The 14,143-nt window shown below is 66.9% G+C and carries 12 protein-coding genes; 7 read left to right on the top strand and 5 right to left on the bottom strand.

The genetic code is table 11. The features are described from left to right. Positions 1-19: 19 nt before the first annotated feature. Both IE266_RS12135 and IE266_RS12140 read right to left on the bottom strand, forming a co-directional pair. Positions 20-913 (bottom strand): CPBP family intramembrane glutamic endopeptidase, encoded by an 894-nt coding sequence (locus tag IE266_RS12135; protein WP_189680353.1) that lies wholly within the window; start codon positions 911-913, stop codon positions 20-22. Continuing rightward, a complete protein-coding gene (locus tag IE266_RS12140) occupies positions 906-4,025 on the bottom strand; it encodes an ABC transporter transmembrane domain-containing protein (RefSeq protein WP_189680354.1) in 3,120 nt (1,039 codons plus the stop codon). The genes IE266_RS12135 and IE266_RS12140 overlap by 8 nt, the downstream gene beginning before the upstream one ends. A gap of 162 nt (positions 4,026-4,187) precedes the next feature. Between IE266_RS12140 and ilvD the strand changes: the two genes are divergently transcribed. From ilvD to IE266_RS12160, 4 genes are all read left to right on the top strand, one after another. Further along, positions 4,188-5,951 carry a dihydroxy-acid dehydratase gene (ilvD, locus tag IE266_RS12145; RefSeq protein ID WP_189680355.1) on the top strand — a complete coding sequence of 588 codons (1,764 nt, stop codon included), beginning with the start codon at positions 4,188-4,190 and terminating at the stop codon, positions 5,949-5,951. Continuing rightward, positions 5,932-6,564: a hypothetical protein gene (locus IE266_RS12150; RefSeq protein WP_189680356.1), complete on the top strand. Its 633-nt coding sequence runs from the start codon at positions 5,932-5,934 to the stop codon at positions 6,562-6,564. The genes ilvD and IE266_RS12150 overlap by 20 nt, the downstream gene beginning before the upstream one ends. A 103-nt stretch (positions 6,565-6,667) precedes the next feature. Further along, positions 6,668-7,429: a DUF6478 family protein gene (locus IE266_RS12155; RefSeq protein WP_189680357.1), complete on the top strand. Its 762-nt coding sequence runs from the start codon at positions 6,668-6,670 to the stop codon at positions 7,427-7,429. A gap of 11 nt (positions 7,430-7,440) precedes the next feature. Beyond that, positions 7,441-7,809 carry a hypothetical protein gene (locus tag IE266_RS12160; protein WP_189680358.1) on the top strand — a complete coding sequence of 123 codons (369 nt, stop codon included), beginning with the start codon at positions 7,441-7,443 and terminating at the stop codon, positions 7,807-7,809. On the opposite strand, the gene IE266_RS12165 is transcribed toward IE266_RS12160, so the two are convergent. Further along, entirely contained in the window at positions 7,806-9,221 is a 1,416-nt protein-coding gene (locus IE266_RS12165; RefSeq protein ID WP_189680359.1) for a homospermidine synthase, read from the bottom strand. The genes IE266_RS12160 and IE266_RS12165 overlap by 4 nt on opposite strands. Before the next feature lie 144 nt (positions 9,222-9,365). Then, positions 9,366-10,976: a hypothetical protein gene (locus tag IE266_RS12170; RefSeq protein ID WP_189680360.1), complete on the bottom strand. Its 1,611-nt coding sequence runs from the start codon at positions 10,974-10,976 to the stop codon at positions 9,366-9,368. A 255-nt stretch (positions 10,977-11,231) separates the two neighbouring features. Here IE266_RS12170 and IE266_RS12175 point away from each other — a divergent pair, with 255 nt between their 5' ends. The 3 genes from IE266_RS12175 to IE266_RS12185 all read left to right on the top strand — a co-directional run bounded on the left by IE266_RS12175 (position 11,232) and on the right by IE266_RS12185 (position 13,286). Continuing rightward, on the top strand, positions 11,232-12,182 hold the full coding sequence (locus IE266_RS12175) for a class I SAM-dependent methyltransferase (RefSeq protein ID WP_229864056.1): 951 nt from the start codon (positions 11,232-11,234) through the stop codon (positions 12,180-12,182). Between the two features lie 165 nt (positions 12,183-12,347). Next, positions 12,348-12,614, top strand: coding sequence for a hypothetical protein (locus IE266_RS12180; protein WP_189680362.1), 267 nt, complete (start codon positions 12,348-12,350; stop codon positions 12,612-12,614). 12 nt (positions 12,615-12,626) lie between these two features. Continuing rightward, positions 12,627-13,286 carry a class I SAM-dependent methyltransferase gene (locus IE266_RS12185; RefSeq protein ID WP_189680363.1) on the top strand — a complete coding sequence of 220 codons (660 nt, stop codon included), beginning with the start codon at positions 12,627-12,629 and terminating at the stop codon, positions 13,284-13,286. 73 nt (positions 13,287-13,359) lie between these two features. On the opposite strand, the gene rpsD is transcribed toward IE266_RS12185, so the two are convergent. Then, positions 13,360-13,980 carry a 30S ribosomal protein S4 gene (gene rpsD, locus IE266_RS12190; protein ID WP_189680364.1) on the bottom strand — a complete coding sequence of 207 codons (621 nt, stop codon included), beginning with the start codon at positions 13,978-13,980 and terminating at the stop codon, positions 13,360-13,362. Between the last annotated feature and the right edge of the window lie 163 nt (positions 13,981-14,143).

The following is a 14,143-nucleotide window of genomic DNA, read 5'->3' on the forward strand; positions in this document are numbered from 1 at the left end:
CGCCGTCCGGCAATTGCAATCAGCGCCGGATGGCGATGCGCGCGGCCAGCCAGCCGATCAGCAGAAAGGCGAAGTCGAGCACCAGGTACAGGGACAGGTTCTGTTGGTCATCCATACCATAGGGCAGCGTGGCAAGCGACAGGCCGCTCTGCGGGCCGGGTAGCGAGACCAGCAGCAGCGCGGTGGCGTTGTTGACCATGTGCAGGGCGATGGCCGGCCCGAGGGTGCCGGCGCGGGCGGTGAGATCGGCGGAGATGACGCCGAAGCAGAGCGTCCAGAGCACGATCACCCAGGCGTTGTCCCCCGCCGCCGTCGGCTGGTAGTGGCCGATGCCGAAGAGCAGCGCGGGCACCAGCATCCAGATCAGCGGCGAGCGGAAGCGCGCGGCGAGCGCCTGCTGGAGGTAGCCGCGGAAGAGCAGCTCCTCGCTCGCCGTCTGCACCAGGATCGCGCCGAGCGAGAGCGGCAGCAGGGCGAGCCAGGTGCGGGTGTCGAGGTTGCGCACCAGTTCGCCTTCCCCGCCATAGGGCGGCAGCAGGAACATGGCGAGGTTCACCAGCAGCAGCAGGCCGATCACCTTGCCGAACTGGCGCAGGGCGAGGTCGGTGGGGCCGACCAGGCTGACAAGGCCCCGGTCATGGATCATCCGCGCCGCGACGACGACGGCGACGATGACAAAGGCATAGCTGTAGAGCATCAGCAGCAGCGCGCCGGGCGTGTTGCTGCGGGCCAGGTCGATGGCGAGATCCGGGCGGAGGCGGAACACCGTGGCCAGGGTGCCCCGGAACACGATGCCGAGGCCGATGGTGACAACCGCGATCAGCGCCAGCCCGGCCAGCAGGCGCCAGAGCTCGGGGCGACGCCGCGCGGGCGCCACCAGGGTTTCATGGGCGGCGTAGGGATAGTCAGACATCCATCGGCACCGGGCGCGGCGGAGGCGGGATCCGGGTGACAAGCTCGGCCGAGGGCGCCTCGCCGGTGTGGCGGCGGGCGGTGATGATCGTGCCCACGACGCCGGACAGGTTCTGCCCCATGGTTTCGAGCAGGTGCATGGCCATCTTGCCGTCGCCCTCGATCACGGTGCGCAGTTCCTCGGCGCCGATGCGCAGGAAGGTGGTTTCCTCGGTCGCCACCAGCTCGGCCTGGCGCGGCTGGCCGGTGATCACCATGAGGTCGCCGATGAGGCGGCCGGGACGGACCACGGTGATCGGCCCGTCGCCCGCCTCGCCTTCGGGCCAGCGCAGCTCGGCCGCGCCGGAGAGGCAGAGATAGGCGGCATCCGGCGGATCGCCGTGGGCGAAGACCACCTCGCCCGGCCGGGCGTGGTACCATTGCGCGCTGAAGGCCAGCAGGCGCTGATTGCGCTTGTCGAGGCGCGCGAAGAGATCGTTGCTGGCGACCACGCGCAGCTTGCGCTGGAAGTCCTTCGAGCCCTTGGCGTCCATCCGGTGCGTTGTGCACCTGCCGCCATCGGCGCGGCCGTCGCGGATCTCGATGAACATGTCGTAGTTCTCGGGGTGTTCGAAATTGTCCTCGAGGAAGAGCATGGTCGTCTTCGGCATCAGCTCGCGCAGCTTCTCGCGGGTGCGGGTGCGGCTGGCGCTGTCGTGGCTGGCAAGGGCGTGGTCGATCACCAGGATATCGGGCCGCTTGATCGCGGCGCGGCTGAAGGCGGCGCGTTCCTGCAGGATGGTGGGCAGGTTGTTCCCGGCAAGGCCCGCCGTCAGGTCGTAGAGCGTCACTGCCGCGGCCTGGCGCAGATCGTGTTCGGTCAGCACCTCGGCCACGGTATTCTCGATCGCCTCGGCGCGGGCGCCGGCCATGATCGAGATACGGCCATAGATCGCGTTCTCGGTCAGGGTCAGGCGGGGCATGTAGGCATCGGGCGAGAGCGGCACGAACATGTCGCCGGCATAGGCGCGCAACTGGTCGGCCCTGGTCCGGCGCAGTTCCAGGATCTCGGTCTTGAAGTGCTCGGGGAAGGTCGGGCCGATCTGTTCGGCGGTCAGCAGGAAGGGCACCGTGAGCAAAAGCGCACTTTCCTCGCGGCTGAGGCCGTCGTCGCCCACCCGCGCCCGCTTGGCGGCGATGTCGCTGAGGCGGTGGTAGGTGTCGATGTCGATGCCGAGCTTGCGGAACAGCGGGTTGTCGGTGCCGTCGCGGCCGAAGGTCTGGGCCAGCGTGTCCATCACGCCCTGGCTGATGTTCAGCCCCTCGTCGGCGAGGCCAGTGTCGAAGAGCATGTGGATGAAGCTGTTCTCGGCGGCCAGCGCCTGCTGGCTGATGCTGCGCGCCGGTGTGGCGAAGAGCAGGTTGCCGCCCAGCGGAACCGCCGGGTTGAAGGCTTCGGGATCAAAGCGGTGGATCGCCGCGTCGAGGCCCTTTTCGGTGAGCCGGCGGGCGATCTCGGGGCGCAGTTCGACGATGCTGCGGGCAAACTCCGGGTGCAGTTCGGGGTCGAAGCGGGCGCGCAGGGTGCGGCGGAAATACTGCTCGTCGATGCCCATGGCCTCGACCAGCTTGAACCACCAGTCGCGGACATCCTCGCCGTCGTCGAGCCCGGCCAGCGCCGGGTCGACCCAGTTGACGTCGAGCATGTCGGTGCTGTTGCCCGAACGAAGCGCTTCGCGCAGGTAACGGTCGCGCCCTTCCGGGTCCCAGCTGACCTCCTGCGGCTTGATCCGCAGCGGCATCAGCAGGTTGTCACCCAGCGTGCCGTCGAACAGGTAGGGACGCGAGTGGGCGTGGCCGACGCGCGCCGCGATCACCGCCTGGTGCAGCGTGTCGATGGGATAGCCGCCGATGGCGACATGGCCGCTCTGCGGCACGATCTCGCGGGTGAGCAGCTGCGCGAAGGCGGCGCGTTCGTTCGGCTTGTCGGACTGGATCGCCACCCGCGCGCCGGGCGGGATCGAGAGGGTCAGGTCTTCGAGCACGACGTTGCCGTCCTGGTCGAGCACGGTGACGTCCTTCAGCTCGATGGAGCCGTCGAGATGCGGAATCTCGTCGGGTTCGCCCTCGAAGAGCTCTTCCGGGATCATGCCGCGCGGGGCAAAGCGTTCGGTCACCACCACCCAGCGCAGCGACATGTCCTGCACCTCGTTGTAGTAGTCGAGAAGTTCCTTCCACGGGCTGGCGAGGTCCTTGTAGGCCGCCAGCGCCGCCACCAGCGCACCCACCGTGATATCGCCCCGGATCGCCAGGTAGCCGCCGACCGAGTAGAACAGGAAGGGCGTCATCTGGGTGATCAGATTGTTCAGAAACTTCATGAAGAATTTTTTCTGATAGATCTGGAAGCGGATATCGAACAGCCGCCCGAGGCGGTCGGTGAACTGGGCCAGCCGGTACCGCCAGCCGCCGTTCTCGCGCAGGTCCGAGATGCCGGCCGCGCTCTCGCCGATCTCGGAGGAGAGGTGGCGGATTTCCTGGATGCGGGCCTTGTTCAGCAGGTTGATCTGGCGTTGCAGGCGCGGGATCAGCCAGGCCTGCAACGGGATCAGCGCGACCGAGGCGAGGCCGAACCAGAAGCTCTGCATGAAGAGGAAGGTCAGGATCGTCATCATCTGACCGAACTGGAAGGCGGGCTGCGCCACCGCGTCGCCCATCAGCCCGCCCATCGGCTCGGCCTCGGAGGTGATCATCGAGACCAGTTCGCCCTGCGAGGTGGTGCGGAAGTAGCTGGTGGGAAAGCGCATCATCCGCGAGATCAGCGAATAGCGCAGGCGGCGCAGCAGCCGTTCTGCCAGCACGCCCTTCATGGTGTTCAGCCGCATCTTCATCAGCCCGCCGATCAGCACGGTGAGCAGGAAGGCGAAACAGAGCACCATCAGGAATTCGACCTGGGTCAGCGTGAACCCGTAGAGGTCGATCCGTTCGGTCTGGGAACCGATGGCCTCGTTGATGATCCGCTTGGGCAGTTCAAGCGAGGCGTAGAGGAAGGGGAAGGTAAGCACGGTCAGCGCCAGCAGACCAATCTGCTGGCGCGCCGAATACTTCCAGATGAAGCCGAACAGCGTGCGTTCCATGAGTCTCTCGAGTTCCGGTATCCGATACGTTCGGCAGGAAAGGAACCCTAAGCATTGCCCGCGCAAATACAAGGTGCGTCAGCGCAGAGAGACCCTTCGCACTTGTGAACACAGGGGCGTCAGTCTATTCCAGCGGGACGGGGATTCAGGAGGAAACCAGCGATGCTCAAGCGCGAATTCGACAAGTCGAAGCTGCCCAGCCGACATGTTACCGAGGGCCCGGCGCGGGCGCCGCACCGGTCGTTTCTCTACGCGATGGGCGTTTCCGATACCGAGATTCACCAGCCGCTGGTCGGCGTGGCGACCTGCTGGAACGAGGCCGCGCCCTGCAACATCGCGCTGAACCGGCAGGCGCAGGCGGTGAAGATGGGTGTGAAGGCCGCCAGCGGCACCCCGCGCGAGTTCACCACCATCACCGTCACCGACGGCATCGCCATGGGCCACGAGGGGATGCGCGCCTCGCTCGCCTCGCGCGAGGCGATTGCGGACACGGTCGAGCTGACGATGCGCGGCCATTGCTATGACGCGCTGGTCGGCGTCGCGGGCTGCGACAAGTCGCTGCCGGGGATGATGATGGCGATGGTCCGCCTCAACGTGCCCTCGGTCTTCATCTACGGCGGCTCGATCCTGCCGGGCCGCGCGCCCGCCGGCGCGGATGTGCCCGAGGATTTCGCCAACCGCGACCTGACCGTGCAGGACATGTTCGAGGCCGTCGGCCGCCACCAGAACGGCACCATGAGCGACGCCGCGCTGGATATCCTGGAACGGGTGGCCTGCCCCTCGTCAGGCGCCTGCGGCGGCCAGTTCACCGCCAACACCATGGCCTGCGTCTCGGAAGCCATCGGGCTGGCGCTGTTCAACTCGTCCGGGGCCCCTGCCCCCTATGAATCGCGCGACCATTACTGCGAGGCCTCGGGCCAGGCGGTGATGACGCTGCTGGAGAAGAACATCCGCGCCCGCGACATCGTCACCCGCAAGAGCCTGGAGAACGCCGCGCGCATTGTCGCCTGCACCGGCGGGTCGACCAACGGCGGGCTGCACCTGCCCGCCATCGCCCATGAGGCCGGCATCGACTTCGACCTGATGGACGTCTGCGAGATCTTCCGCGAGACGCCCTATTTCGTCGACCTCAAGCCGGGCGGGGCCTATGTGGCCAAGGACCTCTACGAGGCCGGCGGCGTGCCGGTCGTGATGAAGGAACTGCGCAAGGCCGGGCTGATCCACGAGGACTGCATGACCGCCAGCGGCAACAGCGTCGGCGAGGAACTGGACAAGATCACCCGCGAGGCGGATGGCCGTGTCATCCACCCGGTCTCGACCCCGATCACCAAGACCGGCGGCGTGGTGGGCCTGAAGGGCAACCTCGCCCCCGAGGGCGCCATCGTGAAGGTCGCCGGGATCGAGCCGCAGCACCAGATCTTCACCGGCCCCGCCCGCGTCTTCGAATGCGAGGAGGACGCCTTCGAGGCGGTGCAGAACCGGACCTACAAGGAAGGCGAGGTCATCGTGATCCGCAACGAGGGCCCTGCAGGCGGCCCCGGTATGCGCGAGATGCTGGCCACCACCGCCGCGCTGTCGGGCCAGGGCATGGGCAAGAAGGTCGCGCTGATCACCGACGGCCGCTTCAGCGGCGCGACTCGTGGCTTCTGCGTCGGCCATGTCGGCCCCGAGGCGGCGCATGGCGGGCCGATCGCGCTGATCGCGACCGGCGATGTCATCACCATCAACGCCATCGAGGGCACCATCTCGGTCAACCTGACCGACGAGGAACTGGCAGAGCGCAAGGCCGCCTGGCCGGGACCGCGCAAGACGATCTACACCTCGGGCGCGCTGTGGAAATATGCCCAACTCGTCGGGGCGACTAACAAGGGCGCCGTGACCCATCCCGGCGGCAAGGCGGAGACTCATGTCTACATGGACCTGTAGGGTCGCGGCGCTTCTGCTGGCGGCACTGACCCTGGCCGGATGCGACGAGGCGACCGGCCTGCCCTTTGCCGGGGAATTCGGCGCGCAGAGCGACGAGGATGCCCATGCGCGCATGGCCCAGGTGCGCCTCGGCGCGGGCGAGATCGTGCTGGCCGCACCCGAGGGCTACTGCTTTGACCGCCGCTCGGTGCGGCGGTCGGGCAGCGAGGGCTTTGCCATGATGGCGCGCTGCGACACCCTCGGCGTGCGCGGCTTCTTCGGCACCCAGCCGCTGGCCATCGTCACCGTGACCACTGCACCATGGACGCCGGGAGACAAGCTGCCGACCACCGCGGATATCGCCCGCTCGGCCGGGAGCGCCAAGGTGCTGGACACCGCGCGCGGCGAGGGGCTGGTGCTGGCCCGCCTGCCCGACGGGCCGAAGCCGCTGGAGGATGTCAGCTCGACCCATTGGCGCGGCGTCTTCCTGGTGGGGCGGCACATGGTGGCGGTCGGGCTTTATGCGCCCAACGGCAGCCGGGCCCTGGGCCGCGACGGCGCGCGCCTGCTCACCGGGCTGTCGGCCCGCACCCGCAGCGCCAGCGCCACGCTGACGGCAGGCAAGGCGCAATAGAAGCGGCCGAATTCCTGCCCTTGCACGCAATTCCCGGTTTATCTGACCGCAACCTATTGGCTAGATAGTCGGAAAGCGGCGCAGGACGCGCAACGGGGACGGGATGAGCAGACTGGTCGAGCGGCTGTGGAAGGCGGGCGCGCTGCGCCGCTGGCGCAATGCGGCCGAGGCAGCCGGGAACATGTCCCTGGCCGAGCTGCGCCAGCTGCGCACGCAGGCGCGCAGCCTGCGCAGCCATCTCGACGCGCTGATCCATGTCGCCGACGGACGGCTTGCCCTGCCCGCCATCGGCACCAGCTTCTTCCCGCGCCCGCATTGCACCGACTGGGCCTGGCGCCCTGCCCTGTGGCGCGGTCCGCTGGCAGCGCCGGGCGTCGCCTCGGCACCGACGCGCTTCCCCATCGACAATGAGGTTACGCTGTTCCACGACTGCGCGGTCTCGGAGCTGACCCTGCGCCAGCTGCGCAACCAGCGCGAGGCCGATCTTGCGCCCTACGGCCTGCGGCTGGACGTGTTCCGCTTTGACGGCTCGTTCCTGTCGCTGGCGGTCGAACTGCCCAACGAAGCCGTCAACGGGCTGAACCGGTCGCATCTGATCCGCGTCACCTCGATCATCGAGACCGAGAAGCCACTGGAGATCTTCGCCCGCCTCAACGTGCGCCACGGGCCGAACACCGAGCAGATCGTGCGCGAATTGCCACTGAACGAGCCCGACGTGCTGGTCGAATTCGACATGGCCTATTGCAAGCTGAACGAGAAGCGGATCGAGCACGCCTGGCTCGACCTGATCTTCGAGGCGCCCGAGATGAACCAGGTCACGCTGCGCGACCTGACCTTCGCCCGCCACCCGCGCGCCGCGCTCTGAGGAGAGAGACGATGAGCCAGCTCACCCTGACCCGGATCCGGCTGAAGAACGGCCTGTGGGAAGGCCGCGTCAGCGGCGCGGCGATGAAGCCGGACCTGCGGGTGACGCTGATGGACCGGCCGGTGGAGGGCGTCACCCTGATCGAAGCCGGTCAGCCCGAAGAGTGGGAGCTGGCGGTTCCGGTACCGACCGAGGCGATTGCCGACGGGGTGCAGACCTTCCTGATAAGCGATGCCTCCAGTGACGCGGTGCTCGGCCATTTCACCCTGATCGCCGGCGATGCCATGGTCGACGACCTGCGCGCCGAGGTCGCCCTGCTGCGCGCCGAGCTGGACATGCTCAAGCGCGCCTTCCGGCGGCATTGCGTCGAGACCGCTTAGCTCGCCAGCACGTTGCGGAACTGCCAGGGGTCGGTTTCGTCGATATCCTCGGGAAACAGCTCCCAGCGGTCCTGCAGGGGTGTCCAGTCGGTGTAATGCGCCTCGACCGGGCCAAGGTAGAACTGTTGCACCTCGAGGCAGCGGACGTGGTCCATCTCGTCGGTTTCGACGATCCCCGCCTCGGGGTTTTCCAGCGCCCAGACCATGCCGGCGATCACCGCCGAGCTGACCTGCAGGCCGGTGGCGTTCTGGTATGGCGCCAGGCGCATCGCCTGGGCGTTGGAGAGGCGCGACCCATACCAGAGCGCGTTCCTTTCGTGCCCGAAGAGCAGCACGCCCAGCTCGTCGATGCCCTCGACGATCTCGTCGGGGGCAAGGATGTGGTGTTCGGTCTGCTGCCGGCCCGAGCCGAACATCTCGTGCAGGCTGAGCACGGCGTCGTCGCAGGGGTGATAGGCGTAGTGGCAGGTGGGGCGGAACTCGGGCGCGTCCGCCGGGCCGACGGTGTAGTAATCCGAGATCGAGATCGCCTCGTTATGGGTGACGAGGAAGCCGAACTGCGGCCCCGGCGTCGGGCACCAGGTGTGGACGCGGGTGATCGCGCCGGGGCGTTCCAGCCAGATCGCCGCGCGGCAGCCGGCGGGGTGGCGGTAGCCGTTGTCGGGGAACCAGGTCTCATGCGTGCCCCAGCCGAGTTCGGCAGGCTGGAAACCTTCCGAGATGAACCCCTCGACCGACCAGGTGTTGACGAAGGTGCCGCGCGGGCGGGGCGTGCGGCGGGCCTGGGTGTCGCGCTCGGCGATGTGGACGCCCTTGACGCCGAGGGCCTGCATCAGGCGTGCCCAGCCGGCGCGGTCGGCGGGCATCGGGTCGTTGCGGCCGATGTCGCGCGAGAGGGTCATCAGCGCCTCTTTCACGAACCAGCTGACCATGCCGGGGTTGGCGCCGCAGCAACTGACCGCGGTGGGCCCGCCGGGATGGCGCGCCTTCTCGTCGCGGATCGCCTGGCGCAGGGCATAGTTGGTGCGCGCCTCGTTGTCGGTGGTCTCGAAGTAGAAACCGGCCCAGGGTTCGGCCACGGTGTCGATGTAGAGCACGCCCAGTTCGCGGCAGAGCTTCATGATGTCGAGCGAGGATGTATCCACACTAAGATTGACGCAGAAGCCTTTGCCATTCTTGAACAAGTCGGAAAGTATTCCCCGATGGTTCTCGCGCGTGATCGCGGTCTGGAGATGGCGGATCTTGTGCTGGTGGAGGAAGTTTGCGACCTCGTCGCTGGGTTCGATCACCACCAGCTGGTCGGCGTCAAAGTCGAAGTGCCGCTCGATCAGGGGCAGCGTGCCGCGCCCGATCGAGCCGAAGCCGATGATGACGATGGGGCCCTCGATGCGGCCGTAGACGGGATGGGTCACTCTCGGCTCCTGCGGTACGACCGCGGGGGCGGCCAGGTCCGGGCCATCCTGCGTTATCGGGAGTGGGCTGGCAATGATCTCGGCGGATCGGCGCGGGCCGAGCCGCGCCGGGTGCCGGATATCCCGGCACCCCCGTGGGCGGGGTCAGCGCGCCTTTTCCATCTTCTTCAGCCGGCGTTCCGCCTCTTTCAGCACCGCCATCTCGAATTCGCGGGCCAGCTTGGCATCATTGGCCACCGCCGCCGCCGCGCGTTTGCGGAAATCGGCCTCCTTGGTCTCGGTCCCGGTGGCGCCGGAATAGGCCGCCTGCAGGCCGATGGTGGAGGCCTGCTCGAGCAGCTTGGTCGAGACCTCGTTGATGATGTCCTTGCCGCCTTTCGAGATCAGCTCGTTCACCGTCTCGTTCGGGAAATGCTTGACCATCTGCAGCTTGATCGCCTTGATCGCCGGCCGCGCATGGCTGTCGGACAGCTCGAAAAGCGCCTTCTTCGGCCAGTTGGCATCGAAATCGGCAAAGGCCTTGACCGGGGCGCATTTGAAGAAGCTGCCGGTGAGCACGGCGATCGCGCCGTTCACGATGTCGTCCTCGCCGGGCAGCTTGCCTTCCGAGATCGGCTTCTGGAACAGCTTGATGGTTTCCTTGGTGGCGTTCTCGATCAGGGCCTGGCCGACCTGGCTGTCGATCACCTTCTCGACGAAGGGCCAGGCGTAATTGGCCGCCCGCGCCGAAACGCGGCGGGCGAACTGTTCGCCCAGCTTGCCCGCGATCTTCTTCATCACCGGGCCGGTCAGTTTGCCGCCGACCAGCGCCGAGGCGCCCGCGATGGCCGAGTTGCCGATGATCCGCCGAGCCGAGCCCCTGGGGTCAAACTTGTCGTTGGCGGCGTATTCGCCGACCTCCCCCGCCCCGGTCTTGAGCGCCTCGCACCCTGTCGCCGCCAGGGCGTTGGCCTGGGTCAGCGGCATTCCGCGCGTCGTTACCAGGTAGCCGGTGGCCAGCACCTCGAGCACGCCGAAGCTCACGTCGCGGGTGATGGTCGCGCCCATCAGCCCGGCCTCGGTGCCCTCGACGAATTTCTTCTCGTAGGCTTCCCATTCCTTCTTGGCCTTGTTCAGCAGGTCGACCGCCTTCTTGTGCTGCGCGTTGACCTTGGCCCAGTCGGGCTTGCTGCGGTCGGCATAGGCGATGATGAGATCCGCCGCGGCCTTGGCGTCGAGCGCGGCGGAATTCGACGGGATCTCGATGTTCTTGGCCATACGGACGCCCAGGCTGATAAAGGCGTTGATATAGCCTTCGCTGCCGTCCGAAACCTTGTGCATCTCCTGGATGAGGTCATAGATCCGCTCGGCGTCGATCGACATCGACCGCGCCCGCCCGATGATGCGCGACCTGGTCTCTTCCTCGATCCGGATGTATTCCTGGACGGTGATCAGCTTCTTCTTGCCGTTCTCGACCACCTCGTAGGCTTCGAAGTTCTCCAGCTCCTTGGCGCGGCGGGTCAGCTTGGGCAGCCCCGCCTTCCAGGTCGCATCGCCGGGCTGGATCACGCCATCGGGCTGCTTGACCTTGCCGCCCTTGCGCTGAAAGGCCGTGATGCAGCTGAGCGTCGCGCTGTCGACGCTGCCGCTGATGTCGACCGGATAGCCGTTGGCGAGCAGCATCAGCTGCACCAGTTCGACGTCCTTCTTCTTGTTCGCGGGTTTGGGGGATTTCGACTTGCCGTCACCGACGGCGGCAGAAAGGGAATAGGCCACTGGTTAATTCTCGATTTGGTAAAATATGTGAGGGTTAATCAAGCCGCTTCGATCCGTTCCGTCAAGCGGGATATCGCGGGAGGCCGCGCCCGCATGGCGGTAAATGTTTCGTCGCCGTGAGCGGCCCTTCGAGACAGATTGACAGGTTTCGAAAACAGGTATTTACGCGCTGCCGATGCGGGGGCGACCCGCAGGCATGTTGCCCGTCGCATGGCCATTTCCGGCAAATGAACGGACCTTTTGAAAGTCATGAACGTGGTTGCAAGACCGTTTCCCTCGGGCGATCCGGCCGCTGACCGGCGCGTGGAATTCGCCGAAACCATGGCGCAGGACGGCGATCTGGACGCCGCCATCGAAGTTCTGACCGGCGCAATGGCGCTGGTGCCCGACTGGGCCGCGGGCTGGTATCGGCTGGGCGAATGGCTGGAACAGGCCGGACGGCGCGAGCTGGCCGCCGTGGCCTGGCAGAAGGCAATGGCCGCCGATCCCGCCGACCGGCTGGGCGCGGGCCTGCGGTGGGCGCTGGCGCGCGAGGTACGCACGGTCGAGACGATGCCTTCGTCCTTTGTCGAACTGCTGTTCGACGACTACGCGCCCCGCTTCGACACCGCGCTGGTCGACCGGCTGAACTATCGCGGTCCCTGGCTGCTGATGGAGGCACTTGGCCGCGCCGGGTTCCGCCGCGCCGGCCGCGCGCTGGATCTCGGCTGCGGCACCGGGCTGATGGGCGAGGTGCTGCGCGGGTCGGTCGGCTGGCTGGAAGGCTGGGACATTTCGGCCGGGATGCTGGCCGAGGCCAAGGCGAAGGGCGTCTATGACCAGCTCGACAAGCGCGACATCACCGAGCTGGAGCTGGGAGCGGAGCGTTTCGACCTGATCGCCGCCGCCGACGTCTTCATGTATGTCGGCGCGCTGGAACGGGTCGTAGCCTGGTGCGCCGGCAGCCTGGCCCCCGGCGGGCGCCTGGCCTTCACGGTCGAGCGCGGCACCCAGCCGGTCGAGCTGCGCGAGACGCGGCGGTTTGCCCATTCCCCCGACTATATCCGCGCGCTGATGGCGGATGCGGGCTTTGGTGCGGTGAGCCTGAGTGACTGCGTGGTCCGCCAGGACCGCGGCACGGACGTGGCCGCGCTCTGCGTGGTGGCCGAGGCGCAGATGGCGGCGCGCGATCTCGAAGGCGACGGCGACACCGCGGCGCTGGTCTGACCGCCCGGTCACGGGTTGGGACGCCCGTCCCGCCCGAAGGTGCGCAAGATTGTTGCCAAGCGCGGGGTGAGGTGGTCCAATAGTCGGACGCTGCGCCCCTTGCGGGGCCATTTTCAGGGAGAATTCGTCGCCGGGAACATCCGACGCTTTGGGAGGAGTTGGTCCATGTCTGTGGAAAAGACCGTCATCGAGTTGAAGAAGCGCGTCGACCAGCTTGAGAAAAAGGTCTCGCGTCTGGAAAAACAGGTGCAGACCCAGGAACAGACCATTGCCCAGAACCAGCGTCAGGCCAAGGAAAACTCAAGCAGGCTCGACGAGAGCCGGCGCCAGTTGAACGACCGCATCCAGCTGCTGAACAAGGCCTATGAGAAATACCAGAAGGACATGGCCCGGATCGAGCAACGCGTGAGCAAGCTCGAAAATGGACGCTGAGGCGGGGCCGCGATGGAGGAAATGGAGCGCCTGCGCAACGATTTCGCCATCGACACAGCGGTCGAGGACCTGGCGCGGGTTGCGGCCCTTCTGCCCCGGCTGCGGGACAAGCTGAAGATCCTCGAAGCCGCGCTGGCGCAGATCACCACCGCCGGTCTGGAGGAAGCGCAGGCGCCGGCGGCGTCCTTCCCCTATATCCCGCTGGACCTGGCCGACTTCTTCGACTGCATGTTCGACCTGGAAGCCGCGCTGTCCGCCGACCCCGACTATGCCGACCCCGACCTGAGGCATCGTCGGGTCGACCTGGTCGAGGCGGGCTGCGGGCCGGGCCGCAACCTCTTCCTGCTGGGCGCCACCGACCGTTTCGAGTTCCGCAGGCTCGAAGGGTTCGACCATGCCCCCGAGCTGATCGACCAGGGCCGCCGGGTCTTCGGCCTGGGCGAACGGATCTATGGCGGCGATTGCAACAGCTTCGACTACGCGCCCTGGGACGTGGTCTATTTCTATCGCCCCTTCTCGGACCCCGACGCGCAGAACGACTTCGAGCAATACCTGGTCGGAAAGATGCGCACCGGCGCCTATGTGATCGGCTGCGGCCATGTCGGGCTCGACCGGGACCGCCGGCTTCTGGAGAAATGCGGCAAGGGCCGCATCTTCAAGAAGCTGCGCTAAGGCCCTGCCCCAAAAGCAGAAACCGCGCCGGTTGCCCGGCGCGGTTTCCAGTATGCGATCGGAACTGAAAGGATCAGTTCTTGGCGTAGTATTCGACGACCAGGTTCGGCTCCATCAGGACCGGATAGGGCACGTCGCCGAGGGCCGGCGTGCGCACGAAGGTCGCGGTCATCTTGGAGTGGTCGACTTCCATGTAGTCGGGCACGTCACGCTCGGCGAGACCGACGGCCTCGAGCACGAGGGCGAGTTGCTTGGACTTCGAGCGGACCTCGATCACGTCGCCTTCCTTGACGCGGTACGAGGGGATGTTCACGCGCTTGCCGTTCACGGTCACGTGGCCGTGGTTCACGAACTGGCGGGCGGCGAAGATGGTCGGCACGAACTTGGCGCGGTAGACGACGGCGTCGAGGCGGCGCTCGAGCAGGCCGATCAGGTTCTCACCGGTGTCGCCCTTGACGCGCTCGGCGTCCGAGTAGATGCGGCGGAACTGCTTCTCGGTCAGGTCGCCGTAGTAGCCCTTGAGCTTCTGCTTGGCGCGCAGCTGGGTGCCGAAGTCGGACAGTTTGCCCTTGCGGCGCTGGCCGTGCTGGCCGGGGCCGTATTCGCGGCGATTGACCGGGGACTTGGGACGGCCCCAGATGTTCTCGCCCATGCGGCGGTCGATTTTGTACTTGGCAGACGTGCGTTTGGTCACGGCTGATCTCCTTCGTTGGGTGCCGCGCGGGCGCGGCGGTTGAAGGGCGTTGTCCTTTTTCCGTTGCCGGACGACAGGGTTCCCCTTGCGGGGTCCACCAACACCAATGAAGCCGCGCTTATAGCGGCGGTGGCGGGGGAGTCAACACGTGATTGCCGGGATG

The sequence above is a fragment of the Seohaeicola zhoushanensis genome (assembly GCF_014656415.1).
Lineage (GTDB): Bacteria > Pseudomonadota > Alphaproteobacteria > Rhodobacterales > Rhodobacteraceae > Seohaeicola_A > Seohaeicola_A zhoushanensis.

Excerpts from the sequence above, each read along its gene's own strand:
- IE266_RS12135 (WP_189680353.1), bottom strand. The coding sequence starts at position 913 with ATGTCTGACTATCCCTACGCCGCCCATGAAACCCTGGTGGCGCCCGCG.
- IE266_RS12140 (WP_189680354.1), bottom strand. The coding sequence starts at position 4,025 with ATGGAACGCACGCTGTTCGGCTTCATCTGGAAGTATTCGGCGCGCCAG.
- ilvD (WP_189680355.1), top strand. The coding sequence starts at position 4,188 with ATGCTCAAGCGCGAATTCGACAAGTCGAAGCTGCCCAGCCGACATGTT.
- IE266_RS12150 (WP_189680356.1), top strand. The coding sequence starts at position 5,932 with ATGTCTACATGGACCTGTAGGGTCGCGGCGCTTCTGCTGGCGGCACTG.
- IE266_RS12155 (WP_189680357.1), top strand. The coding sequence starts at position 6,668 with ATGAGCAGACTGGTCGAGCGGCTGTGGAAGGCGGGCGCGCTGCGCCGC.
- IE266_RS12160 (WP_189680358.1), top strand. The coding sequence starts at position 7,441 with ATGAGCCAGCTCACCCTGACCCGGATCCGGCTGAAGAACGGCCTGTGG.
- IE266_RS12180 (WP_189680362.1), top strand. The coding sequence starts at position 12,348 with ATGTCTGTGGAAAAGACCGTCATCGAGTTGAAGAAGCGCGTCGACCAG.
- IE266_RS12185 (WP_189680363.1), top strand. The coding sequence starts at position 12,627 with ATGGAGGAAATGGAGCGCCTGCGCAACGATTTCGCCATCGACACAGCG.